18 protein-coding genes are annotated in these 24,340 nt (G+C 54.1%); 14 read left to right on the plus strand and 4 right to left on the minus strand.

What is annotated here, in order from left to right; genetic code table 11:
* Nucleotides 1-208 precede the first annotated feature (208 nt).
* The 5 genes from dmsA to F3J31_RS08250 all read left to right on the plus strand — a co-directional run bounded on the left by dmsA (nt 209) and on the right by F3J31_RS08250 (nt 6,225).
* Nucleotides 209-2,653, plus strand: a complete 2,445-nt coding sequence (gene dmsA, locus F3J31_RS08230) for a dimethylsulfoxide reductase subunit A (RefSeq protein WP_167212442.1) — start codon at nt 209-211, stop codon at nt 2,651-2,653.
* 10 nt (nt 2,654-2,663) lie between these two features.
* The gene (locus F3J31_RS08235; RefSeq protein ID WP_021240882.1) at nt 2,664-3,281 is read left to right on the plus strand and encodes a DMSO/selenate family reductase complex B subunit; all 618 of its coding nucleotides are present in this window, start codon (nt 2,664-2,666) and stop codon (nt 3,279-3,281) included.
* Between the two features lies 1 nt (nt 3,282).
* On the plus strand, nt 3,283-4,146 hold the full coding sequence (locus F3J31_RS08240; protein ID WP_048222304.1) for a dimethyl sulfoxide reductase anchor subunit family protein: 864 nt from the start codon (nt 3,283-3,285) through the stop codon (nt 4,144-4,146).
* Between the two features lie 276 nt (nt 4,147-4,422).
* A complete protein-coding gene (locus tag F3J31_RS08245; protein ID WP_167212445.1) occupies nt 4,423-5,571 on the plus strand; it encodes an MFS transporter in 1,149 nt (382 codons plus the stop codon).
* A gap of 123 nt (nt 5,572-5,694) precedes the next feature.
* A complete protein-coding gene (locus F3J31_RS08250; RefSeq protein ID WP_024907800.1) occupies nt 5,695-6,225 on the plus strand; it encodes an anti-virulence regulator CigR family protein in 531 nt (176 codons plus the stop codon).
* Nucleotides 6,226-6,261: 36 nt separating this feature from the next.
* Here F3J31_RS08250 and pflA read toward each other — a convergent pair whose 3' ends face one another.
* The 4 genes from pflA to ycaO form a co-directional block, all read right to left on the minus strand.
* Complete coding sequence (gene pflA / locus F3J31_RS08255) at nt 6,262-7,002, minus strand: pyruvate formate lyase 1-activating protein (protein ID WP_167212448.1); 741 nt, start codon at nt 7,000-7,002, stop codon at nt 6,262-6,264.
* A gap of 203 nt (nt 7,003-7,205) precedes the next feature.
* Nucleotides 7,206-9,488: a formate C-acetyltransferase gene (pflB, locus tag F3J31_RS08260; protein WP_167212451.1), complete on the minus strand. Its 2,283-nt coding sequence runs from the start codon at nt 9,486-9,488 to the stop codon at nt 7,206-7,208.
* Between the two features lie 51 nt (nt 9,489-9,539).
* On the minus strand, nt 9,540-10,397 hold the full coding sequence (gene focA, locus F3J31_RS08265) for a formate transporter FocA (RefSeq protein ID WP_008499974.1): 858 nt from the start codon (nt 10,395-10,397) through the stop codon (nt 9,540-9,542).
* Between the two features lie 406 nt (nt 10,398-10,803).
* Entirely contained in the window at nt 10,804-12,564 is a 1,761-nt protein-coding gene (gene ycaO / locus F3J31_RS08270) for a 30S ribosomal protein S12 methylthiotransferase accessory factor YcaO (RefSeq protein WP_167212454.1), read from the minus strand.
* Between the two features lie 127 nt (nt 12,565-12,691).
* On the opposite strand from ycaO, the gene F3J31_RS08275 reads away from it, so the two are divergent.
* From F3J31_RS08275 to lpxK, 9 genes are all read left to right on the plus strand, one after another.
* Nucleotides 12,692-13,384, plus strand: a complete 693-nt coding sequence (locus tag F3J31_RS08275; RefSeq protein WP_045908389.1) for a DUF421 domain-containing protein — start codon at nt 12,692-12,694, stop codon at nt 13,382-13,384.
* A 162-nt stretch (nt 13,385-13,546) separates the two neighbouring features.
* Nucleotides 13,547-14,635 (plus strand): 3-phosphoserine/phosphohydroxythreonine transaminase, encoded by a 1,089-nt coding sequence (gene serC, locus F3J31_RS08280; protein ID WP_045908388.1) that lies wholly within the window; start codon nt 13,547-13,549, stop codon nt 14,633-14,635.
* Between the two features lie 69 nt (nt 14,636-14,704).
* Nucleotides 14,705-15,988, plus strand: coding sequence for a 3-phosphoshikimate 1-carboxyvinyltransferase (gene aroA / locus F3J31_RS08285; RefSeq protein ID WP_045908387.1), 1,284 nt, complete (start codon nt 14,705-14,707; stop codon nt 15,986-15,988).
* A 184-nt stretch (nt 15,989-16,172) separates the two neighbouring features.
* Entirely contained in the window at nt 16,173-16,856 is a 684-nt protein-coding gene (gene cmk / locus F3J31_RS08290; RefSeq protein WP_008499967.1) for a (d)CMP kinase, read from the plus strand.
* A 111-nt stretch (nt 16,857-16,967) separates the two neighbouring features.
* Complete coding sequence (gene rpsA / locus F3J31_RS08295) at nt 16,968-18,641, plus strand: 30S ribosomal protein S1 (RefSeq protein WP_008499966.1); 1,674 nt, start codon at nt 16,968-16,970, stop codon at nt 18,639-18,641.
* A 170-nt stretch (nt 18,642-18,811) separates the two neighbouring features.
* The gene (ihfB, locus tag F3J31_RS08300; RefSeq protein ID WP_008499965.1) at nt 18,812-19,099 is read left to right on the plus strand and encodes an integration host factor subunit beta; all 288 of its coding nucleotides are present in this window, start codon (nt 18,812-18,814) and stop codon (nt 19,097-19,099) included.
* A 214-nt stretch (nt 19,100-19,313) separates the two neighbouring features.
* Nucleotides 19,314-21,578, plus strand: a complete 2,265-nt coding sequence (locus F3J31_RS08305) for a ComEC family protein (protein ID WP_167212457.1) — start codon at nt 19,314-19,316, stop codon at nt 21,576-21,578.
* Nucleotides 21,579-21,613: 35 nt separating this feature from the next.
* Entirely contained in the window at nt 21,614-23,362 is a 1,749-nt protein-coding gene (msbA, locus tag F3J31_RS08310; protein WP_045908385.1) for a lipid A ABC transporter ATP-binding protein/permease MsbA, read from the plus strand.
* Nucleotides 23,359-24,336: a tetraacyldisaccharide 4'-kinase gene (gene lpxK, locus F3J31_RS08315; protein ID WP_111966982.1), complete on the plus strand. Its 978-nt coding sequence runs from the start codon at nt 23,359-23,361 to the stop codon at nt 24,334-24,336. Before msbA ends, lpxK begins: the two co-directional genes overlap by 4 nt.
* Nucleotides 24,337-24,340 lie beyond the last annotated feature (4 nt).

A 24,340-nucleotide genomic window follows, 5' to 3' on the forward strand; every position in this document is an offset into this window, starting at 1 on the left:
TTTGCCTTAAAACAAAAAAGCGCCTCAGGGCGCTTTTTTTATGCCTTTGATTTGATACGACGCAATAACCCCTCCCTCTAAAGTAGTAATACTCCTCCGAATGAAAGTCAGCATAAAACGCTGATAACGAAAAAATTCGTTATATATAAAACTACATAGCGGTTTGCGCCGCCTCTCTTTTCTTTGTGAGCAACCAAAGTGAGTCTCTATGAAAATCAACGCGCCTGAAGCATTAATGGCTGCCGAGGTCACTCGCCGTGGGTTGATGAAAACCACGGCCATAGGCGGCCTGGCCGTAGCCAGCAGTGCCTTCTCGCTCCCCTTTACCCGACTGGCGTCGGCGGCAGAGGCTCTGTCTCCGGCCACTTCGCCGGAAAAAGTGGTGTGGAGTGCCTGTACCGTCAACTGCGGTAGCCGTTGTCCGCTGCGTATGCATGTGGTGGACGGTGAAATTAAATATGTCGAAACCGACAATACTGGTGACGATAACTACGAAGGGTTACATCAGGTCCGTGCCTGCCTGCGTGGTCGTTCCATGCGTCGTCGCGTCTATAATCCGGACCGCCTGAAATACCCGATGAAGCGCGTCGGTAAGCGTGGGGAAGGGAAATTCGAGCGGATTAGCTGGGACGAAGCCTACGATATCATCGCCACCAACATGCAGCGTTTGATTAAAGAGTACGGTAACGAATCCATCTACCTGAACTACGGTACCGGGACGCTTGGCGGCACACTGACCCGCTCCTGGCCACCGGGAAAAACGCTGGTGGCGCGCCTGATGAACTGCTGCGGCGGTTATCTCAATCACTATGGCGACTACTCCTCTGCGCAGATCGCGGCAGGACTGAACTACACCTACGGCGGCTGGGCTGACGGCAACAGCCCGTCCGATATCGAAAACAGCAAGCTGGTCGTGCTGTTTGGTAACAACCCGGGTGAAACCCGCATGAGCGGTGGCGGGGTGACCTACTACCTCGAACAGGCACGCGCCAAATCCAATGCCCGCATGATCATCATCGATCCGCGCTATACCGACACCGGTGCCGGACGTGAAGACGAGTGGATCCCAATCCGTCCGGGTACCGATGCCGCGCTGGTCTCCGCGCTCGCGTGGGTGATGATCACCGAAAACCTTGTTGATCAGTCTTTCCTGGATAAATACTGCGTCGGCTATGACGAGAAAACCCTGCCCGCCAGCGCACCTGCTAACGGTCACTACAAGGCGTATATTCTCGGACAGGGCAGCGACGGCGTGGCGAAAACGCCGGAGTGGGCCTCCACCATCACCGGCATCCCGGCAGAGCGTATCGTTCAGCTGGCGCGTGAGATTGGCTCAGCCAAACCGGCCTATATCAGCCAGGGCTGGGGTCCGCAGCGTCATGCGAACGGCGAAATCGCGACCCGTGCCATCTCCATGCTCTCCATTCTGACCGGCAACGTCGGCATTCACGGCGGTAACACCGGCGCGCGTGAAGGTTCATATGAAGTGCCCTTCGAACGTATGCCGACGCTGGATAACCCGGTTCAGACCAGCATCTCCATGTTTATGTGGACCGATGCGATTGAACGCGGCCCGGAAATGACCGCTCTGCGCGACGGCGTGCGCGGCAAGGACAAGCTGGACGTGCCGATCAAGATGATCTGGAACTATGCCGGTAACTGTCTCATCAACCAGCACTCTGAAATCAACCGCACCCATGAAATCCTGCAGGACGACAAGAAGTGCGAGATGATTGTGGTGATCGACTGCCACATGACCTCCTCGGCAAAATATGCCGATATCCTGCTGCCGGACTGCACCGCCTCTGAGCAGATGGATTTCGCGCTGGACGCCTCCTGCGGCAACATGTCCTACGTGATCTTTACCGACCAGGCGATTAAACCGCGCTTTGAGTGCAAAACTATTTATGAGATGACCTCTGAGCTGGCGAAACGTCTTGGCGTTGAGCAGCAGTTTACCGAGGGACGTACTCAGGAAGGGTGGATGCGCCATCTGCATGAACTCTCCCGCAAGGCGATCCCTGACCTTCCTGACTTTGATACCTTCCGCAAGCAGGGGATGTACAAACAGCGCGATCCGGAAGGGCACCACGTGGCGTACAAAGCGTTCCGTGAAGATCCGCAGGCGAACCCGCTGACCACGCCGTCGGGCAAAATCGAAATCTACTCCGAAGCGCTGGCAAACATTGCGTCAACCTGGGAGCTGCCGGAAGGGGACGTCATCGATCCGCTGCCGATCTACACGCCGGGCTTTGAAAACTATAACGATCCGCTGACGGCGAAATTCCCGCTACAACTGACCGGCTTCCACTATAAAGCGCGTGTTCACTCTACCTACGGTAACGTCGACGTGCTGAAGGCCGCCTGCCGCCAGGAGATGTGGATTAACCCGATGGACGCGCAAGCGCGCGGCATCAGCAATGGCGATCGCGTGCGTATCTTCAACGGTCGCGGCGAGGTGCATATTGAAGCCAAAGTCACCCCACGCATGATGCCCGGCGTGGTGGCGTTAGGGGAAGGGGCCTGGTACAGCCCGGATGCCAACCGCATCGACCAGGCAGGCAGTATTAACGTACTGACCACACAGCGTCCGTCGCCGCTGGCGAAGGGTAACCCATCCCACACAAACCTTGTCCAGGTTGAAAAGGTTTAAGGAGTAACCGATGACAACTCAGTATGGATTTTTTATTGATTCCAGCCGTTGTACCGGGTGCAAAACCTGCGAGCTGGCCTGTAAAGATTACAAAGACCTGACGCCGGACGTGAGCTTCCGTCGCATCTACGAATACGCCGGGGGCGACTGGCAGGAAGATAACGGCGTCTGGCATCAGAACGTCTTTGCGTATTACCTGTCGATTGCCTGTAACCACTGTGAAGATCCTGCCTGCACGAAGGTTTGTCCGAGCGGAGCGATGCACAAGCGCGAAGACGGTTTTGTGGTGGTGGATGAAGATGTCTGCATAGGCTGTCGCTACTGCCATATGGCCTGTCCGTACGGCGCACCGCAGTACAATGCCGCTAAAGGTCACATGACCAAATGCGATGGTTGCCATACCCGCGTAGCGGATGGCAAAAAGCCGATTTGCGTCGAGTCCTGTCCGCTGCGCGCGCTGGACTTCGGCCCGATTGAAGAGCTGCGTCAGAAACACGGTCAGCTCGCCGCCGTGGCACCGCTGCCGTCTGCGCACTTCACGAAGCCAAGTATTGTGATTAAACCTAACGCCAACAGCCGTCCTACAGGTGACACCACCGGCTACCTGGCAAACCCGAAGGAGGTGTGAGATGGGAAGTGGATGGCATGAATGGCCGCTGATGATCTTCACGGTCTTTGGTCAGTGCGTGGCGGGCGGCTTCATTGTTCTCGCGCTGGCGTTGTTGAAAGGTCAGCTCAATGCTGAACAGCAGCAGCGTTTAGTGTTGAGCATGTTTGGCCTGTGGGTGCTAATGGGGATTGGCTTTATCGCCTCAACGCTGCACCTGGGCTCGCCGATGCGCGCGTTTAACTCTCTGAACCGCGTGGGGGCCTCATCACTGAGTAACGAGATTGCCAGTGGCGCAATTTTCTTTGCCGTCGGTGGGCTAGGCTGGCTGCTGGCCGCTATGAAGAAGTTGCCTGCGGGTCTGCGCAGCCTGTGGCTGATCCTGACCATGGTGCTGGGCGTGGTGTTCGTGTGGATGATGGTGCGTGTATATAACACCATTGATACCGTCCCCACCTGGTACAGCGTCTGGACGCCAATGAGCTTCTTCCTGACGATGTTTATCGGCGGGCCGCTGCTGGGCTACCTGCTGCTGCGCGTGGCGGGTGTCGACGGATGGGCTATGCGTTTGCTGCCCGCTGTTTCGCTTCTGGCGCTGGTAGTGAGTGCGATGGTCGCCCTGATGCAGGGTTCTGAACTGGCAACCATTCACAGCTCTGTCCAGCAGGCCTCTGCCCTGGTGCCGGACTACGGTGCGCTGATGGCCTGGCGTATCGTCCTGCTGGTCGCTGCGCTGGTATTCTGGATTGCTCCTCAGCTCAAAGGCTATCAGCCTGCGCTGCCGCTGTTGTCACTGGCTTTTGTGCTGGTACTGGCGGGTGAACTGATTGGTCGCGGCGTGTTCTACGGGTTGCATATGACTGTAGGTATGGCTATCGCCAGTTAATGTTGTATTTGGTTATATCAAGCCGGGCCTGAGTGCCCGGCTTTTTCTTTTTTCGATCATGAAATTTTTCGACTGTCGTTTTGTTTTAATTTTGCCCATTAATAAATGAAAACAGAGACATAATTAATATCTATAGCAGGCGTGGCATTAGCAGGATAAGTTTTTTAAATCGACAGGGAACATATTGTGCGAGGCGGCTAAATCAGTGGATTGACTTTGTTTTTGCCAGTGGCATGATGCGCACGAAATCTGAACTTCCTCACGGCTTTTTAATCCATGACCACCTATACCCGGCCAGTGCTGCTGTTGCTCTGTGGCCTGCTTCTGTTGACCCTGGCGATCGCAGTGTTAAATACGCTCGTCCCGCTGTGGCTCGCCCATGAAAACTTACCAACCTGGCAGGTAGGTATGGTCAGCTCATCCTTTTTTACCGGGAACCTGCTGGGTACGCTGGTGACCGGGAGCCTGATCAAGCGCTTTGGCTTTAACCGCAGCTATTATCTGGCCTCGCTGATTTTCGCCGCCGGATGTGCGGGGCTGGGCCTGATAGTCGGCTTCTGGAGCTGGATGGCATGGCGCTTTATCGCCGGTGTCGGCTGCGCGATGATTTGGGTGGTCGTTGAAAGTGCGCTGATGTGCAGCGGCACCTCCCGCAACCGCGGACGCCTGCTGGCTGCCTACATGATGGTTTACTATGTCGGCACCGTGCTGGGACAACTGATGGTGAGCAAGCTGCCAACCGACCTGATGAGCGTTCTGCCGTGGGTGACCGGTATGGTGCTGGCCGCGATCCTGCCGCTGCTCTTTACGCGCATTGTGAACCAGAACAGCGAACACCAGGAAGCAACCCACGTCTGGCCAATGCTGAGACTGAGTCAGGCGCGTCTGGGCGTTAACGGCTGCATTATCTCGGGGATTGTACTGGGCTCGCTCTATGGCCTGATGCCGCTCTATCTGAACCATCAGGGCGTCAGCGACTCCGGGATTGGTTTCTGGATGGCGGTGATGGTGAGTGCGGGTATTGTTGGACAATGGCCAATTGGCCGCCTGGCGGACCGCTTTGGCCGTCTGCTGGTGCTGCGCGTTCAGGTCTTCGTGGTGATCATGGGCTGTCTTGCTATGCTCAGCAACGCCGCGATGGCGCCTGCGCTGTTCATTCTCGGGGCTGCTGGCTTTACGCTCTATCCCGTCGCGATGGCCTGGGCCTGTGAGAAAGTTGAGCATCACCAGCTGGTGGCAATGAACCAGGCGCTGTTACTGAGCTATACCATCGGCAGCCTGTTAGGGCCGACGTTTACCGCGATGCTGATGCAGAATTACTCCGACAATTTACTGTTTATCATGATCGCCAGCGTGTCGTTTATTTATCTGTTAATGCTGCTGCGTAAAGCCGGCGAACATCCAACGCCTGTGGCACATGCCTGATGAATTAAAAGCCTGTCGATGACAGGCTTTTTTGTCCCCATCACAACTCAGAGTTTTACTTATTGTTTGTTTATTGCGCCGGACGATAATTCAGGTGAGTCCTACCACAATAAGGCAGCAACCATGTCTATACGTCGTTTTTCCACTACCGCACTGGCCGTAGTGTTGTCTTTAACGTTCGCAACGGCTCCGGTCATGGCTAATCCTGGCAACGGGAATGGCAATGGTCACGGAAACGGAGGCGGACAGGGTAACAGCGGCAATCATGGTAACGGGAATTCTGGTAACGCCGGTAACCATGGTAATAAACAAAATAACGGTCAGGATAACCCTGGTAAATCGGATAAGGGCGTTAAAAACAGCAAAGATGTCGGTAATGACGTTGATGCTCGCGTGAGCTTCGATCATGCCCGCCATCTGGCCGTGAATTACGGCTTAACGGGCTATAAGTCTCTGCCTCCGGGGATCGCAAAAAACCTGGCGCGCGGTAAACCACTGCCTCCGGGTATTGCGAAGAAGGCCGTGCCGGCCTCAATGCTGGACCAGCTTCCTTCCTATCCCGGCTATGAATGGCGCGTAGTGGGTGACGACCTGGTCTTAATTGCGCTGAGTACTGCCATTGTGACGTCCGTTATTAACGGCGTCTTTAAATAGAATATAAAAAGGCCCGGTTTTTACCGGGCCTTTTCTTTAATACATCACCTTGTGACCGTACTGTTCAAGAATACCTTTGACGCGTTCCATCGTCTCTTTTTTCGGCGGCTTCACGCCATCGAGCTTGTACTCTTCACCCATGGCCACCCATTTATGTTTACCCAGTTCGTGATAGGGCAGAAGCTCGATTTTCTCGACGTTGCCCATGTCGCGGGTGAATTCCCCCAGGCGGTGCGCGGAGTCGTCGTCATCTGACCAGCCTGGTACCACCACGTAGCGGATCCAGGTTTTGATACCTTTATCGGCAATGTATTTGGCAAACTCCAGCGTGCGGTGGTTAGAGACGCCCACCAGGTTCTGGTGGATCTCATCGTTCATCTGTTTGAGATCGAGCATCACCAGATCGGTCACTTCGAGCAGTTCATCAATCACCGGATCGTAGCGACGTACAAAGCCATTGGTATCCAGGCAGGTATGAATGCCTTCTTTGTGGCAGGCGCGGAACCAGTCGCGGACAAATTCAGCCTGAAGAATGGCTTCACCGCCGGATGCGGTCACACCGCCACCGGAGGCGTTCATAAAGTGGCGATAGGTCACCACCTCTTTCATCAGATCGTTGACGGTGACTTCTTTACCGCCGTGCGTGTCCCAGGTGTCGCGGTTATGGCAGTACAGGCAGCGCATCAGGCAGCCCTGGAAAAAGGTGATAAAGCGGATACCCGGGCCATCGACGGTGCCACAGGATTCAAAGGAGTGAATACGACCAATAGTTGACATTGCGGTGATATCTCCATCATCGGCCCGTCCCGGGCCTGTGTATGCACAGCTCAAAGCCGGCTGTGTTAAGTCTGTTTTGGCTGTTATCCATTCAGTATAGATAGCGGACAAAAGAGACTGAGGTGGAGAGGGTGCTAAAAAGGCCCCACTGACGTGGAGCCTTTATTGTACGCTTGTTAACGCGTGATTTCAGTCAATTCCACTTACATGGACTGAGTGAAAGTACGGGTGATAACGTCCTGCTGCTGTTCTTTAGTCAGGGAGTTAAAACGTACTGCGTAGCCAGATACGCGGATGGTCAACTGAGGATATTTCTCAGGATGTTCCATCGCGTCGAGCAGCATTTCACGGTTCATGACGTTCACGTTCAGGTGCTGACCACCTTCGATGGACGCTTCGTGGTGGAAGTAACCATCCATCAGACCCGCGAGGTTAGTTTTACGCACTTCGTCGTCTTTACCCAGCGCGTTTGGCACGATAGAGAAGGTGTAAGAGATACCATCTTTCGCGTAAGCAAACGGCAGTTTAGCAACGGAAGTCAGAGAGGCAACCGCACCTTTCTGGTCACGACCGTGCATTGGGTTTGCACCTGGGCCGAATGGCGCGCCAGCACGACGACCGTCTGGGGTGTTACCGGTTTTCTTACCATACACAACGTTAGAGGTGATGGTCAGAACAGACTGAGTCGGGATAGCGTTACGGTAGGTAGTCAGTTTCTGAATTTTCTTCATGAAACGTTCTACCAGGTCAACCGCCATGTCATCAACGCGAGAATCGTTGTTACCAAACTGCGGATATTCGCCTTCGATTTCGAAGTCGATAGCCAGACCGTCTTCGTCACGAATTGGTTTAACTTTCGCATATTTGATTGCAGACAGGGAGTCAGCAGCAACGGACAGACCTGCGATACCACACGCCATTGTGCGGATAACGTCACGGTCGTGCAGCGCCATCAGAGAAGCTTCGTAGCTGTACTTGTCGTGCATGTAGTGGATAACGTTCAGCGCAGTGACGTACTGTTTCGCCAGCCAGTCCATGAAGTGATCCATGCGGTCCATCACTTCGTCGAAGTTCAGAACGTCGCCTTTGATCGGCTCAGACTTAGGACCAACCTGCATTTTCAGTTTTTCATCAACGCCGCCGTTGATAGCGTACAGCATGGTTTTCGCCAGGTTTGCACGCGCACCGAAGAACTGCATTTGTTTACCAACAACCATTGGGCTTACGCAGCAAGCGATAGCGTAATCGTCGTTGTTGAAGTCCGGACGCATCAGGTCATCGTTCTCGTACTGCAGAGAAGAGGTGTCGATGGACACTTTAGCGGCGAATTTCTTGAAGTTCAGAGGCAGTTTTTCAGACCACAGAACGGTGATGTTCGGCTCCGGAGAAGGACCCATGGTGTACAGGGTGTTCAGGAAGCGGAAGCTGTTTTTGGTCACCAGAGTACGGCCGTCAATGCCCATACCGCCGATGGATTCAGTTGCCCAGATTGGGTCACCGGAGAACAGCTCATCGTATTCAGGCGTACGCAGGAAGCGAACCATACGCAGTTTCATGACCAGGTGGTCAATCATTTCCTGAGCGTCTTGCTCGGTGATTTTGCCTGCTTTCAGGTCACGTTCGATGTAAGCATCCAGGAAGGTGGATACGCGACCGAAGGACATCGCTGCACCGTTCTGAGACTTAACTGCGGCCAGGTAGCCGAAGTAGGTCCACTGGATAGCTTCCTGAGCGTTGGTAGCCGGACCAGAGATATCGCAGCCGTATTTAGCCGCCATCTCTTTGATCTGACCCAGCGCGCGGTGCTGTTCAGCGATCTCTTCACGCAGACGGATAGTCGCTTCCAGGTTTACGCCGTTTTCCAGATCGGACTGCAGGGAAACAAACTGCGCGTACTTGTCTTTCATCAGGAAGTCGATACCGTACAGCGCAACGCGACGGTAGTCACCGATGATACGGCCACGGCCATACGCATCTGGCAGACCAGTCAGAACGCCAGATTTACGGCAGTTCAGAATGTCTTTGGTGTAAACATCGAATACGCCCTGGTTGTGGGTTTTGCGGTATTCGGTGAAGATTTTTTTCAGCATTGGGTCCAGCTCGCGGTTATACGCTTTGCAGGAACCTTCAACCATTTTAATACCACCGAACGGGATGATTGCGCGTTTCAGTGGTGCTTCAGTCTGCAGACCAACGATTTTCTCAAGGGCTTTGTTGATATAGCCAGCATCGTGAGAAGTGATGGTGGAAGCAACGGAGGTGTCAAAATCAACTGGCGCGTGAGTGCGGTTTTCCAGTTTAACGCCTTCCATTACGCTGTCCCACAGCTTGGTGGTCGCGTCAGTTGCGCCAGCCAGGAAGGATTCGTCACCTTCATACGGGGTATAGTTTTTCTGAATGAAGTCACGTACGTTTACTTCATTCTGCCAGTCACCTTTCGCAAAACCTTCCCAGGCTGTGGCTAACTTTTCATTAAGCTCGGACATGTAACACCTACCTTCTTAAGTGGATTTTTTATTTACTGCCTGAGAAAACCATCAATGATGATCGTCGCCACGCAGGTAAATGACCCAGTATGTCAACCCAACTAACAGACCCCCACCGATAATGTTCCCGATAGTGACAGGGATCAGGTTATCAGTAATGAAATTCATAATAGTCAGGTGAGAGAAACTTTCCGGGGATGAACCAACTGCGGTCCAGAACTCCGGGCTCGCAAAGTCGCGGATAACAATGCCCATTGGGATCATGAACATATTCGCGATACTGTGCTCAAAGCCGCTGGCAACGAACATCGCAACCGGCAGAACCATAATTAAGGCTTTGTCCATCAGGCTACGACCCGAGTAGCTCATCCATACAGCCAGGCAGACCATCAGGTTAGCGAGGATGCCGAGAGCAACGGCTTCGATAAATGTGTGGTGCATTTTGTGGTCGGCGGTTTGCAGGACGTTAAGGCCCCAGCCACCGTTGGCGGTCATGTACTCGCCAGAAAGCCACATCAACAAAACAAAGAGCAGACAGCCAACCAGGTTACCCACGTAAACATTAAGCCAGTTACGTGCCAGCTGACCCCAGGTAATTCTTCCGCTGGCCTTTGCCACGACAATCAGCACCGTTGAGGTGAAGAGGTCGGCGCCGCAAATGACGCAAAGAATCAGACCCAGTGAGAAACAAATGCCGCCAATCAGTTTGGCCATGCCGAAAGGCATTCCGGCAGTACCGGTGGTGGCGGTGATGTAGAAGACGAAAGCGATAGAGATGAACACACCAGCCGTGATCGCCAGATAGAACGTCTTCATCGGGTGTTTCGTTGCTTTATAGACACCTGCTTCTTCGGCAACTTTGGCCATCGCAGCAGGGAGTAAAAGATCAAAAGGGTTGTCAGCTTTCACACTAACTCTCTCTTTATTAAGTCGGCGACGAGATACTAACAAAGCATTATAGAAGAGAAATTGATATAGATCATATCTCGCCTGGCTTATAGGCCCGCAGTGTGTATGGTTTTACAGCAAATGCGGAGTAAGTATTTGATTATCCGTATAAAAATAAATTTTAAAAGTTATGAAAAGAGTTGAATTTTTTCGTTCAGCCACCTCTTTATCAGTTAATTAATATGGAGTATTAACCATAAAAAGTAACAGTAAAGCCCAGATCAATATTATTATATTTACCCGTGTTTAACTTTATTATTACAATCAACAATCATTGCCGAATAAAATAAAAAACGGGGCAATGAAATTGCCCCGTAATATAGCCCAGACGATTGAATACGCCTACTGCTGGTAATGTTATGTGCGCTTATTTTGACCAGTAAGCGGCTTTTGCTTTCTGCAGCTTTTCGTAGGCCTTCAGCAGTGACTGATGCGCCGGGAAGGCTTTAAGATCGCTATCAACAGTCTGCAGGCCATAGAACGGCGCTTCGCCGCTCAGGGCCGCGCTGGCTGCTTCAACGGCCTCAGCGCCGTACATACGCACGAAAGCATTCAGGTATTGCAGCGGTTCGCGATCCTCTTCCTGTGCAAGCAGCAGCAGGGTTTGCAGGCAACGGTAATAATTGGTGCGCTCGGCAGAGAAGACCGACTGGTTGAACTCCATGGTCCACTCGGTCCAGGCCAGGGCCTGATCCAGATCGCCACCCGCCAGAGCCAGCATTGCTTTCAGTTCACCGATACGCAGGGTATACCAGCCGTTATCTTTACCGGTCGCCAGACCCAGGAGTTCGCGTACGCGGGTGAAGTCATCGTGGCCTTCTTCGTCCAGTTGGGCGATCAGGTTCAGGTAATCTTCTTTCTCCCATTCACTGCCCGGCAGAGCCAGCAGCGTTTCGCGCAGATGGGCGCCCATGCTGTTGTTTGCCAGCCACAGGTCTTCCGCTGGATAGATATCAGACATGCCAGGCACGATGATGCGGCACGCGTAAACGCCCAGGTGCTCGTAATCGGCAATGTACACTTCCTGGTCTTCCGTGTTGAAGATCGCCATCAGCGTGGCGAACTCTTCTTCCGTGGTACCGGCGAAGCTCCAGTCCACGAACGGATAGTCCGCGTCCTGCTTGAACATATCCCAGGAAATTAAGCCGCTGGAATCGATGAAGTGGGTTTCGAGGTTGGTATGCTCGGCCACTTCTTCATCGTCAAACGTTGGCGGCGTAAACACGTCGAGATCTTTCAGGCTACGGCCCTGCAGCAGCTCAGTGACGGTACGCTCCAGCGCCACGCCGAAGTCCGGGTGCGCGCCGAAGGAGGCGAAGCAGGTACCGTTGGTCGGGTTAAACAGCACGACGCAGATCACCGGATACTTGCCGCCCAGCGAGCCGTCATACGCGAAGATTGGGAAACCTTCTGCTTCCAGTTTGGCGATGGATTCCACCACGCCCGGGTAGCGCGCCAGCACGTCTGCCGGAATTTCAGGCAGGCTGATGGATTCGGCAATAATGCGGTTTTTGATGTGACGCTCGAAGACTTCAGACAGACCCTGCACGCGCGCTTCATTGCGGGTGTTACCGGCGGACATGCCGTTAGACACATACAGGTTGCCGACGATGTTCATCGGGATATAGACGGTCTGCTCGTCAGACTGACGGGTAAAGGGCAGGGCGCAAATACCGCGATCGTCGTTTCCGGACTGCAGATCGATCAGCATGCTGGCGGTCAGTTCGTTTTCCGGATCGTAGAAAGCGCGCAGACGCGCGTCGAGAATACCTTCCGGCAGTTCGTCGTCTTCCGTCAGTGGGAACCATTTTTCGTTCGGATAGTGAACGAACGGGCCGTTGGCGATGGTTTCGCCCAGCCAGAAGTCAGCGAAGAAATAGTTGGTGGACAGACGCTCAAAATACTCACCCAGCGCGGAGGCCAGTGCCGCTTTTTTCGTCGCGCCTTTACCGTTGGTAAAGCACAGGGCACAGTCTTTATCGCGAATATGCACGGACCAGACATGAGGCACCGGATTGAGCCAGGAGGCTTCTTCGATGTTAAAACCCAGGTCGGTCAGTTTCTGCTGGAAGCGAGCGATGGAATCTTCCAGAGCGGCGTCTTTGCCGGGGATAAACGTTTGAGTCATGGCGTTCACTTTTATCGTACGTAAAGCGCGCAATGATACGGGTTTTGCGTGACGGGTGCTATCTTCGGCGAAAATAAATGCCTGAGCTATGCTTACACTCAGTAACCTACTGTTAAGGCATAGAAAAATGAAAGCGTTTGATCTCCAGCGGATGGCGTTTGATAAAGTCCCTCCAGAGTTTTTAGGCGAAGTCGCGCTTCGCAGCCTGTATACCTTCGTCCTCGTGTTCCTGTTTCTCAAAATCACGGGCCGCCGTGGCGTAAGGCAGATGTCGCTCTTTGAAGTATTGATTATCCTGACGCTGGGTTCCGCGGCGGGGGATGTCGCCTTCTATGATGATGTGCCGATGGTGCCGGTCTTCATCGTTTTTGTCTCCCTGGCGCTGCTTTACCGGCTTGTCATGTGGCTGATGTCGAAAAGTGAAAAGCTGGAAGATCTGCTTGAAGGGAAGCCGGTCGTTATCGTCGAGGACGGTCAGTTGGCCTGGGAAAACGTTCAGAGCGCCAATATGACCGAGTTTGAGTTCTTTATGGAGCTACGCCTCAACAGCGTGGAACAGCTCGGGCAGGTGCGTCTGGCGATCATGGAAACCAACGGGCAGATTAGCGTCTATTACTATTCTGACGATGAGGTGAGGCCGGGACTGTGCATCCTGCCGGATATGCTGATCGAGCGTTTCAGAACCGTACCTGAGTCAGGCGAGTATGCCTGCGTGAGATGTAGCCATGTCGTCGCGATGCAGCCGGGGGATCGTCAATTATGCCCCCGCTGTGCAAATCCGGAATGGACGAAGGTTAGCCGGGCTAAACGCATCACCTGACAGCCATTTTGTCGGTTTTGTCCTGGCGAGGCGGCAGATTGTTTTGTGTGACGTGGGGCACATTTCACGGGTCATAAGTTTTAGACATTGCGGCGCGTGTCACTGAATGATAAAACCGATATCCACAGTTATAACTTATGGCTTTTAGCGTGGTGAGGGGAAATGGCTCAAGTCTTTAATTTCAGTTCAGGTCCGGCAATGTTACCGGCAGACGTGCTTAAACAGGCTCAACAGGAACTTTGTGACTGGAACGGTCTGGGAACGTCGGTGATGGAAATCAGCCACCGGGGTAAAGAGTTTATTCAGGTGGCGGAAGAGGCAGAAAAGGATTTTCGCGATCTGCTGAATATTCCCTCGAACTACAAAGTATTGTTCTGTCACGGCGGCGGGCGCGGCCAGTTTGCGGGCGTACCGCTGAACATCCTGGGCGATAAAACGACGGCAGACTACGTTGACGCAGGCTACTGGGCGGCCAGTGCGGTGAAAGAAGCGCACAAATACTGCACGCCGAATGTGATCGACGCCAAAGTGACCGTTGACGGCCTGCGCGCCGTGAAGCCAATGAGCGAGTGGCAGCTTTCTGATAACGCCGCGTATTTGCACTACTGCCCGAATGAAACCATTGACGGCATTGCCATCGACGAGACGCCAAACTTCGGCAGCGATGTCGTGGTTGCCGCTGACTTCTCCTCCACCATTCTGTCTGCGCCAATTGACGTCAGCCGTTATGGCGTGATCTACGCGGGCGCACAGAAAAATATCGGCCCTGCAGGCCTGACGATTGTTATCGTGCGTGAAGACCTGCTGGGTAAAGCGCATACATCCTGCCCGTCGATTCTTGATTATACCGTGCTGAACGACAACGATTCTATGTTCAACACCCCACCGACGTTTGCCTGGTACCTCTCCGGCCTGGTCTTCAAATGGCTGAAGCAAAACGGCGGCGTGGCGCAAATGGACAAAGTGAATCAGCAGAAAGCTGAACTGCTGTATGGCGTGATCGACAAGAGCGATTTCTACCGCAACGATGTGGCGAAAGCTAACCGTTCCCGCATGAACGTGCCGTTCCAGCTGGCGGACAGCAACCTGGATAAAGTGTTCCTGGAAGAGTCCTTCGCGGCAGGCCTGCACGCGCTCAAAGGTCACCGTGTCGTGGGCGGCATGCGTGCCTCCATCTATAACGCGATGCCGCTGGAAGGCGTTAAGGCTCTGACCGATTTCATGATCGACTTCGAACGTCGCCACGGTTAATTGCGCTGTTTTCACCCCCGTAGCCCTGCTGCGGGGTTTTTATTATGTTGAGTTGAGAGTTAAGTTTTCATGGAATCCCTGACGTTACAACCTATCGCGCGGGTAGATGGCACCATTAATCTGCCTGGTTCAAAAAGTGTCTCGAACCGCGCTCTGCTGCTGGCAGCACTGGCAAACGGCACCACCGTCCTTACAAACCTGCTGGACAGCGATGACGTGCGCCATATGCTCAATGCGCTGAAAGCGTTGGGCGTTCATTACACTCTCTCCGACGATCGCACCCGCTGCGAAGTGACCGGCAACGGCGGCGCGCTGCAGACGGGTGAAGAGCTTGAGCTGTTTCTGGGCAACGCGGGTACCGCGATGCGTCCGCTGGCGGCGGCTCTGTGTCTTGGGCGCAACAACATTGTGCTGACCGGTGAGCCGCGCATGAAAGAGCGTCCGATTGGCCATCTGGTGGATGCCCTGCGTCAGGGCGGCGCGCAGATTGAGTATCTGGAGCAGGAAAATTATCCGCCACTGCGTCTGCGCGGGGGCTTTACCGGCGGTCACGTCGAGGTTGACGGCAGCGTTTCCAGCCAGTTCCTGACCGCGCTGCTGATGACCGCGCCGCTGGCACCGCAGGATACGGTAATTACGATTAAAGGCGAGCTGGTCTCCAAACCGTATATCGATATCACGCTGCACCTGATGAAAACCTTCGGCGTCGAGGTGGAAAACCAGTCTTATCAGCGCTTTGTGGTACGTGGGGCGCAGCAGTACCAGTCGCCGGGCAGCTATCTTGTTGAAGGCGACGCCTCGTCGGCTTCTTACTTCCTGGCGGCGGGCGCGATCAAAGGCGGTACCGTGAAGGTGACCGGTATTGGCCGCAACAGCGTGCAGGGCGATATCCGTTTTGCGGACGTGCTGGAGAAAATGGGCGCGGTTGTGACCTGGGGCGATGATTTCATCTCCTGTACCCGCGGCGAGCTGAAGGCCATCGACATGGACATGAACCATATTCCGGATGCGGCGATGACCATTGCCACAGCGGCGCTGTTTGCAAAAGGCACCACCACGCTGCGTAATATCTACAACTGGCGCGTAAAAGAAACCGACCGACTGTTCGCGATGGCGACTGAGCTGCGTAAGGTCGGCGCTGAGGTGGAAGAGGGCGAAGACTACATTCGCGTCACGCCTCCTGCAAAACTGCAGGTTGCCGAGATCGGAACCTACAACGATCACCGTATGGCGATGTGCTTCTCGCTGGTGGCATTGTCAGACACGCCTGTCACCATTCTTGATCCAAAATGTACGGCGAAAACGTTCCCGGACTACTTCGAACAGCTGGCACGCATTAGCACGCTGGCCTGATAACGCCTGCCGCATCACCCGATGCGGCATTTCCTTACGCTTCCTGACGAACACTTCCGTTCATTTCTTCTACACTCTGCTTCAATCAATCCGTAATTTGCACGCAAAGGTAACAGTTGCGCACGTTGACGCGTATAATGCGCGGCGTTCATGTAAACGGTATGCCTTATTTAAGGAGAAAAAGATGACGGCAATTGCCCCGGTAATCACCATTGATGGGCCGAGTGGCGCAGGGAAAGGGACTCTGTGCAAAGCGATGGCGGAAGCGTTGCAATGGCATCTTTTAGATTCGGGAGCAATCTATCGCGTGCTGGCTCTGGCTGCGCTGCATCATCATGTGGACGTGGCGTCAGAAGAAGCGCTGGTACCGCTGGCTGCGCATCTTGATGTGCGTTTCGTATCGACCAATGGCAACCTAGAAGTCATCCTTGAAGGGGAAGACGTGAGCGGGGAAATTCGTACCCAGGAAGTGGCGAATGCGGCCTCTCAGGTAGCGGCCTTCCCGCGCGTTCGTGAGGCGCTGTTACGTCGTCAGCGCGCGTTTCGTGAAGCCCCGGGCTTGATCGCAGACGGACGCGATATGGGAACCGTGGTATTCCCTGATGCACCTGTGAAAATTTTCCTTGACGCCTCTTCGGAAGAACGTGCTCAACGCCGCATGCTTCAGTTGCAGGAAAAGGGGTTTAGTGTTAACTTTGATCGCCTTTTATCCGAGATAAAAGAGCGCGATGACCGCGATCGTAACCGCGCCGTCGCCCCACTTGTTCCAGCAGAAGATGCATTAGTTCTGGATTCAACCAGTTTAACTATTGAGCAAGTGATTGAAAAAGCGCTACAATATGCGCGCCAAAAACTGGCACTCGCGTAATCGCGACCGATTTAGCAGTACCCCCGCTGCAAGGGATTGACGGCGGGTATGTGAAACAACCCCATCCGGCACGGAGCCAGGTGGACGTTAATATTAACCTGAAGATTAAACATGACTGAATCTTTTGCTCAACTGTTTGAAGAATCCTTAAAAGAAATCGAAACCCGCCCGGGTTCCATCGTTCGCGGTGTTGTTGTTGCTATCGACAAAGACGTAGTACTGGTTGACGCCGGTCTGAAATCTGAGTCCGCCATTCCGGCAGAGCAGTTCAAAAACGCCCAGGGCGAGCTGGAAATCCAGGTTGGCGACGAAGTTGACGTTGCTCTGGACGCAGTAGAAGACGGCTTCGGTGAAACCCTGCTTTCTCGTGAGAAAGCGAAACGTCACGAAGCATGGATCACGCTGGAAAAAGCTTACGAAGAAGCTGAAACTGTGGTCGGTGTTATCAACGGCAAAGTTAAAGGTGGCTTCACTGTTGAGCTGAATGGTATTCGTGCGTTCCTGCCAGGTTCTCTGGTAGACGTTCGTCCAGTTCGTGACACCCTGCACCTGGAAGGTAAAGAGCTTGAGTTCAAAGTAATCAAGCTGGACCAGAAGCGTAACAACGTTGTTGTTTCCCGTCGTGCCGTTATCGAATCCGAAAACAGCGCAGAACGCGATCAGCTGCTGGAAAACCTGCAGGAAGGCATGGAAGTCAAAGGTATCGTTAAGAACCTCACTGACTACGGCGCATTCGTTGACCTGGGCGGCGTTGATGGCCTGCTGCACATCACCGACATGGCGTGGAAACGCGTTAAGCACCCAAGCGAAATCGTGAACGTGGGCGACGAAATCACTGTTAAAGTGCTGAAGTTCGACCGCGAGCGTACTCGTGTATCCCTCGGCCTGAAACAGCTGGGCGAAGATCCATGGGTAGCTATCGCTAAGCGTTACCCAGAAGGTACTAAACTGACTGGTCGCGTAACCAACCTGACTGACTACGGCTGCTTCGTTGAAATCGAAGAAGGCGTTGAAGGTCTGGTGCACGTTTCCGAAATGGACTGGACCAACAAAAACATCCACCCATCCAAAGTTGTTAACGTTGGTGATGTAGTGGAAGTGATGGTTCTGGATATCGACGAAGAACGTCGTCGTATCTCCCTGGGCCTGAAGCAGTGCAAAAACAACCCATGGCAGCAGTTCGCGGAAACCCACAACAAGGGTGACCGTGTTGAAGGTAAAATCAAGTCTATCACTGACTTCGGTATCTTCATCGGCCTGGACGGCGGCATCGATGGCCTGGTTCACCTGTCTGACATCTCCTGGAACGTTGCAGGCGAAGAAGCAGTTCGTGAATACAAAAAAGGCGACGAAATCGCTGCAGTTGTTCTGCAGGTTGACGCAGAGCGTGAGCGTATCTCCCTGGGTGTTAAACAGCTCGCAGAAGATCCGTTCAACAACTGGGTTGCACTGAACAAGAAAGGCGCAATCGTAAACGGTAAAGTGACTGCAGTTGACGCTAAAGGCGCAACCGTAGAACTGGCTGACGGCGTTGAAGGTTACCTGCGCGCTTCTGAAGCTTCCCGTGACCGCGTTGAAGATGCCACTCTGGTTCTGAACGTAGGCGACGACGTTGAAGCTAAGTTCACCGGTGTTGACCGTAAGAACCGTGCAATCAGCCTGTCTGTTCGTGCTAAAGACGAAGCTGATGAGAAAGATGCAATCGCAACTGTTAACAAACAGGAAGATGCAAACTTCTCTAACAACGCAATGGCTGAAGCTTTCAAAGCAGCTAAAGGCGAGTAATATCAGGTTCTCAGCATCATGTGCGCTGTAATGCATTTACAGCGCGAAGGATGAGGAGCAAACTTGACAGATTACAGGATTCGTCCTGTAATCAATAACAAAGGGCGGCTACGGCCGCCCTTGTTTAATGAGCTGTTCAGCTAATTGGTTTGAAAGGAACCGGAGGAATCATGACCAAGTCAGAATTGATTGAAAGACTTGCCAGTCAGCAACCGCATATCCCTGCCAAAGCAGTGGAAGATGCCGTAAAAGAGATGCTGGAGCATATGGCCTCCACTCTTGCCCAGGGCGAGCGCATTGAAATCCGCGGTTTCGGTAGTTTTTCTCTGCACTATCGTGCTCCACGTACCGGGCGTAACCCGAAAACTGGCGATAAAGTCGAGCTGGAAGGTAAGTACGTTCCACACTTTAAGCCGGGTAAAGAACTGCGCGATCGCGCCAATATTTACGGCAACTGAGTTTAGCCAGCCGGTTAAACTGGGTTCGAAAGAAAGCACCTGCGGGTGCTTTTTTTGTACCTGTCGCTTTCTTTCTGAAGGTGCCCCGCATTTTCCGTTTCGTTTTCTGCAACCCGTAAAATACCTTGCTGCGCTTGCTGTAAATCGCATCCTTCACACCTGACGACCCGCTCAACCTGCTTGCATACTGCCACCCTGAAACAGGGAGGTAGCAATGGGAATTCCCGCGCTTAGTGTCTGCGCCATGCTGGCGATAGTTCCGTTACTCTGGTTACCTGAATTGCCGTCACCTTACACTGTGTGGACCATGGTGGCTGGCGGGATAGTGCTTGCTGCATGGCAAAACCGTCGAGTGAAGTATGCTGGTATCACGCTGTTATTTTGTGCGTGGGGCATTCTGGCCGCGCAAGAGAGCGTCTGGCCGATGCAGCATTTAACAACGGGGGCCGTGCAGGCTGAGGTAGAGCTCACCGCGACCGACGGCACCACTCTGCATCAGGGAAACATTCGCAGCGTCGATGGCAAGCGCTGGTGGGCCTCCACCGGCGTAACGCTGTATGGCAATTATCTGCCGCAGAAAGCCTGTGCCGGTCAGCGCTGGACCATGACGCTCAGGCTCAGGCCTGCACACGGCGAACTAAACGATGGCGGTTATGATGCTCAGCGCAGCGCTTTTGCCCGACATCAAACGTTGAGCGGGCGCTTAACCCGTGCGGAACTCGTCGACGGGCGCTGCAGCCTGCGAGCCCAATATCTGCTGTCGCTGCAAAACCGACTTTCTGCTTATCCATGGGGAGCGGTTGTCCTGGGTCTTGGGATGGGGGAACGCCTGGATGTACCACGGGAAATAAAAGATCTGATGCGGGAAACCGGCACGCTGCATTTGATGGCGATTTCGGGTCTGCATATCGCGCTGGCAGCCTCTCTCGTCTGGTTACTTGCACGTGGACTCCAGTTTTTATTACCCAGCCATCGGGTCCACTGGCAAATGCCTCTCCTTGCCGGGTTAATCTTTGCTGCTTTCTACGCCTGGCTTACCGGCCTGCAACCGCCTGCGCTGCGGACGGTCATCGCACTTGCTGTGCTTGCTATGTTGCGAATCGCTGGCCGTCAATGGTCTCCCTGGCAGGTATGGGGGTGCTGTATCGCGGCGATACTGTTAAACGATCCGTTAGCCGTACTTTCGCAGAGTCTGGCTTTGTCAGCCTTTGCCGTCGCCGCGCTGATTTTCTGGTTTCAGTGGCTGCCGCTTCCTGACTGGCAGTGGACGCGACGTATACGGCCGCTAGTGAACCTGATTTATTTGCAGGTCGGCATGTTGCTTCTGCTCATGCCGTTACAGGTTCTGATTTTCCATGGCTTCAGCCTCTCATCCCTGGTCGCGAATCTCTTTGCCGTGCCCCTGGTAACGTTTGTCTCCGTCCCGCTGATCCTGCTCGGTATGCTGCTCCATCTGCTACCGCTGGCGGCGGTTGAAAGTGCCATCTGGTTTGCTGCCGATAAGTCGCTTGCGGGACTCTTCTGGCTACTGATGCGCCTGCCTGATGGCTGGCAGAGTGTCGATCAACGCTGGCAAACCATGGCATTACTGCCGTGGTTGATCATCATTGCCTGGCGTTTTCGTGCCTGGAAAACCGTTCCTGCCGTTTGTCTTGCAGGCAGTGTCTTACTGACATTTCCCCTCTGGCGAGCGGCAAAAAGCGAGAGCTGGACGCTGCATATGCTGGACGTGGGGCAGGGGTTGGCCATGGTCATTGAAAGGCAGGGAAAAGCCATTCTTTATGATACCGGGCTCGCCTGGCCGGACGGAGACAGCGCGCAGCGGTTAATTATTCCCTGGCTTCGCTGGCATCACCTACGGCCAGACGGGGTGATTCTCAGTCATGAACACCTCGACCATGCAGGAGGCCTCGTTTCGTTGCAAAAAGCATGGCCGGATATATGGATAAGAAGCCCGTTGCGCAGGACGGGACACCGCCCCTGCTTTCGTGGGCAGAAATGGGAATGGCAGGGGTTAACCTTCACCGTACACTGGCCCCCTGAAAATTACCCGGCCCAGGGGAATAACCGTTCCTGCGTGGTAAAGGTGGACGACGGGGAGCAAAGTGTTCTGTTAACAGGAGATATTGAAGCGCAAGCGGAACAGGCTATGCTTAGCCATTACTGGCGCTATATGACGTCCACGTTGATACAGGTGCCCCATCATGGCAGCAATACCTCGTCTTCATTGCCGCTGGTACAGCGGGTGGGAGGACAGATTGCCCTGGATTCCGCGGCCCGCTATAACGCATGGCATTTCCCGTCAGCAAAAGTTGTCCGACGCTATCGAAAAGAGGGGTATATCTGGCACGATACCCCTCACTCAGGACAAATATCGGTGACATTCTCGCAACATCACTGGCAAATCCGGCGCTTGCGAGAGCAAATTTTACCACGTTGGTATCATCAGTGGTTTGGCGCGCCCGTCGATAACGGGTAGAATATGCGGCTATTTCAACAATGCTGGTTTTTTGAATGCATAACGACAAAGATCTCTCCACGTGGCAAACGTTCCGCCGACTCTGGCCGATGATTGCCCCTTTTAAAGCAGGCTTGATCGTGGCGGGTGTAGCGTTAATCCTCAACGCAGCCAGCGATACTTTTATGCTATCGCTTCTTAAACCGTTACTGGATGACGGTTTTGGTAAAACGGATCGCTCAGTGCTGCTATGGATGCCTCTGGTGGTTATCGGACTGATGATCTTACGCGGTATCACCAGCTATATCTCAAGCTACTGCATTTCCTGGGTATCCGGGAAAGTGGTGATGACCATGCGCCGTCGACTGTTCAGTCACATGATGGGCATGCCGGTTGCGTTCTTTGATAAGCAGTCAACCGGGACGCTGCTGTCGCGTATTACCTACGACTCCGAGCAGGTTGCTTCTTCCTCTTCCAGCGCACTGATCACCGTTGTGCGCGAGGGCGCGTCGATCATCGGCCTGTTCGTGATGATGTTCTACTACAGCTGGCAGCTGTCGCTTATCCTTATCGTTCTGGCACCGGTGGTTTCCATTGCTATCCGCGTCGTGTCAAAGCGCTTCCGCAATATCAGTAAGAATATGCAGAACACGATGGGGCAGGTGACCACCAGCGCAGAGCAGATGCTGAAAGGGCATAAAGAAGTGCTGATTTTTGGTGGTCAGGACGTCGAAACCAAACGCTTTGATAAAGTCAGCAACAAAATGCGTCTGCAGGGGATGAAAATGGTCTCGGCCTCTTCCATCTCTGACCCGATTATTCAGCTGATTGCTTCGCTGGCACTGGCGTTCGTCCTGTATGCAGCAAGCTTCCCGAGCGTCATGGAGACGCTGACGGCGGGTACCATTACCGTGGTCTTCTCCTCAATGATTGCCCTGATGCGTCCGCTAAAGTCACTGACGAACGTAAACGCCCAGTTCCAGCGTGGGATGGCCGCCTGCCAGACCCTGTTCAGCATTCTGGATTCCGAACAGGAAAAAGATGAAGGTAAACGCGTCATTGAGCGCGCGAACGGCGACGTTGAGTTCCGCAATGTGACCTTTACCTATCCTGGCCGCGAAACACCGGCTCTGCGCAATATCAACCTGACCATTCCAGCGGGGAAAACCGTTGCGCTGGTAGGCCGTTCTGGCTCGGGTAAATCGACCATTGCCAGTCTGATCACCCGTTTCTACGACATTGACGAAGGTGAAATTCTGTTAGACGGCCACGACCTGCGGGAGTATACCCTGCAGTCGCTGCGTAATCAGGTAGCGCTGGTCTCTCAGAACGTGCACCTGTTCAACGATACCGTGGCAAACAATATTGCCTATGCGCGTACTGAAGAGTACAGCCGCGAGCAGATTGAGAACGCCGCGCGTATGGCTTACGCGATGGACTTTATCAACAAGATGGATAACGGTCTGGATACCATCATCGGTGAGAACGGCGTACTGCTCTCCGGTGGGCAGCGTCAGCGTATCGCCATTGCCCGTGCGCTGCTGCGCGACAGCCCGATCCTGATCCTGGACGAAGCGACCTCTGCGCTGGATACGGAATCTGAACGCGCGATTCAGTCCGCGCTGGATGAGCTGCAAAAGAACCGTACCTCGCTGGTGATTGCGCACCGTCTGTCGACTATCGAGCAGGCTGATGAAATCGTCGTGGTTGAGGACGGTATCATTGTTGAGCGTGGAAGCCATGCTGACCTGCTGGAACACCGCGGCGTTTACGCTCAGCTTCATAAGATGCAGTTCGGCGAATGATTGCACGCATCTGGTCCGGGGAGTCCCCGCTGTGGCTGCTGCTTTTGCCGCTCTCATGGCTCTACGGCCTGGTGAGCGGCATCATCCGCCTGCTTTATCGTCTCGGGGTGAAGCGGGCCTGGCGCGCGCCGGTGCCGGTTGTGGTTGTCGGAAATCTTACGGCGGGCGGCAACGGCAAAACGCCGGTGGTGATCTGGCTGGTGGAGCAGCTACAAAAACGCGGTATACGCCCGGGTGTGGTATCGCGCGGATATGGTGGTCAAGCGGCGCATTACCCGCTGTTGCTGACGGCGGAAACCACGACGGCTGAAGCGGGTGATGAACCAGTATTGATTTTCCAGCGTACCGGCGTACCGGTCGCGGTTTCCCCGGTGCGCAGCGATGCCGTACAGGCACTGCTTGCCGAACACGCGGTACAAATCATCATCACTGACGATGGTCTGCAGCATTACGCCCTGGCGCGTGATAAAGAGATTGTGGTCATCGACGGCGTTCGCCGTTTTGGTAACGGCTGGTGGTTACCTGCCGGCCCCATGCGCGAACGCGCTTCGCGTCTGAAATCCGTTGATGCGGTGATCGTGAACGGGGGTGAGGCGAAAACGGGTGAAATCCCGATGCACCTGCAGCCGGGTCTGGCAATCAACCTGGTGACGGGGGAACGCCGGTCGGTTTCAGAGTTGCCTTCACTGGTAGCGATGGCGGGCATTGGTCATCCGCCGCGCTTCTTCGCGACGCTGGAACAGTGTGGTGCCCGGCTGGAAAAACGCGTTCCGCTGGCCGACCATCAGGCGCTGGTGGAAGGGCAGGTAGACGCCTTGACCGCACCCGGGCAGTCGCTGATCATGACCGAAAAAGATGCGGTGAAATGCCGCGCCTTTGCGAAAGATAACTGGTGGTATCTGCCGGTTGACGCCGAACTCAGCGGTGAGCAGCCGGAACATTTGCTCAAGGAACTGATTGCGTTGGTGCACTAAAGGC

It is taken from the genome of Enterobacter sp. Acro-832, assembly GCF_011752745.1.
Classification (GTDB): Bacteria; Pseudomonadota; Gammaproteobacteria; order Enterobacterales; family Enterobacteriaceae; genus Enterobacter; species Enterobacter quasiroggenkampii.

Excerpts from the sequence above, each read along its gene's own strand:
- dmsA (WP_167212442.1), top strand. The coding sequence starts at position 209 with ATGAAAATCAACGCGCCTGAAGCATTAATGGCTGCCGAGGTCACTCGC.
- F3J31_RS08235 (WP_021240882.1), top strand. The coding sequence starts at position 2,664 with ATGACAACTCAGTATGGATTTTTTATTGATTCCAGCCGTTGTACCGGG.
- F3J31_RS08240 (WP_048222304.1), top strand. The coding sequence starts at position 3,283 with ATGGGAAGTGGATGGCATGAATGGCCGCTGATGATCTTCACGGTCTTT.
- F3J31_RS08245 (WP_167212445.1), top strand. The coding sequence starts at position 4,423 with ATGACCACCTATACCCGGCCAGTGCTGCTGTTGCTCTGTGGCCTGCTT.
- F3J31_RS08250 (WP_024907800.1), top strand. The coding sequence starts at position 5,695 with ATGTCTATACGTCGTTTTTCCACTACCGCACTGGCCGTAGTGTTGTCT.
- pflA (WP_167212448.1), bottom strand. The coding sequence starts at position 7,002 with ATGTCAACTATTGGTCGTATTCACTCCTTTGAATCCTGTGGCACCGTC.
- pflB (WP_167212451.1), bottom strand. The coding sequence starts at position 9,488 with ATGTCCGAGCTTAATGAAAAGTTAGCCACAGCCTGGGAAGGTTTTGCG.
- ycaO (WP_167212454.1), bottom strand. The coding sequence starts at position 12,564 with ATGACTCAAACGTTTATCCCCGGCAAAGACGCCGCTCTGGAAGATTCC.
- F3J31_RS08275 (WP_045908389.1), top strand. The coding sequence starts at position 12,692 with ATGAAAGCGTTTGATCTCCAGCGGATGGCGTTTGATAAAGTCCCTCCA.
- serC (WP_045908388.1), top strand. The coding sequence starts at position 13,547 with ATGGCTCAAGTCTTTAATTTCAGTTCAGGTCCGGCAATGTTACCGGCA.
- aroA (WP_045908387.1), top strand. The coding sequence starts at position 14,705 with ATGGAATCCCTGACGTTACAACCTATCGCGCGGGTAGATGGCACCATT.
- cmk (WP_008499967.1), top strand. The coding sequence starts at position 16,173 with ATGACGGCAATTGCCCCGGTAATCACCATTGATGGGCCGAGTGGCGCA.
- rpsA (WP_008499966.1), top strand. The coding sequence starts at position 16,968 with ATGACTGAATCTTTTGCTCAACTGTTTGAAGAATCCTTAAAAGAAATC.
- ihfB (WP_008499965.1), top strand. The coding sequence starts at position 18,812 with ATGACCAAGTCAGAATTGATTGAAAGACTTGCCAGTCAGCAACCGCAT.
- F3J31_RS08305 (WP_167212457.1), top strand. The coding sequence starts at position 19,314 with ATGGGAATTCCCGCGCTTAGTGTCTGCGCCATGCTGGCGATAGTTCCG.
- msbA (WP_045908385.1), top strand. The coding sequence starts at position 21,614 with ATGCATAACGACAAAGATCTCTCCACGTGGCAAACGTTCCGCCGACTC.
- lpxK (WP_111966982.1), top strand. The coding sequence starts at position 23,359 with ATGATTGCACGCATCTGGTCCGGGGAGTCCCCGCTGTGGCTGCTGCTT.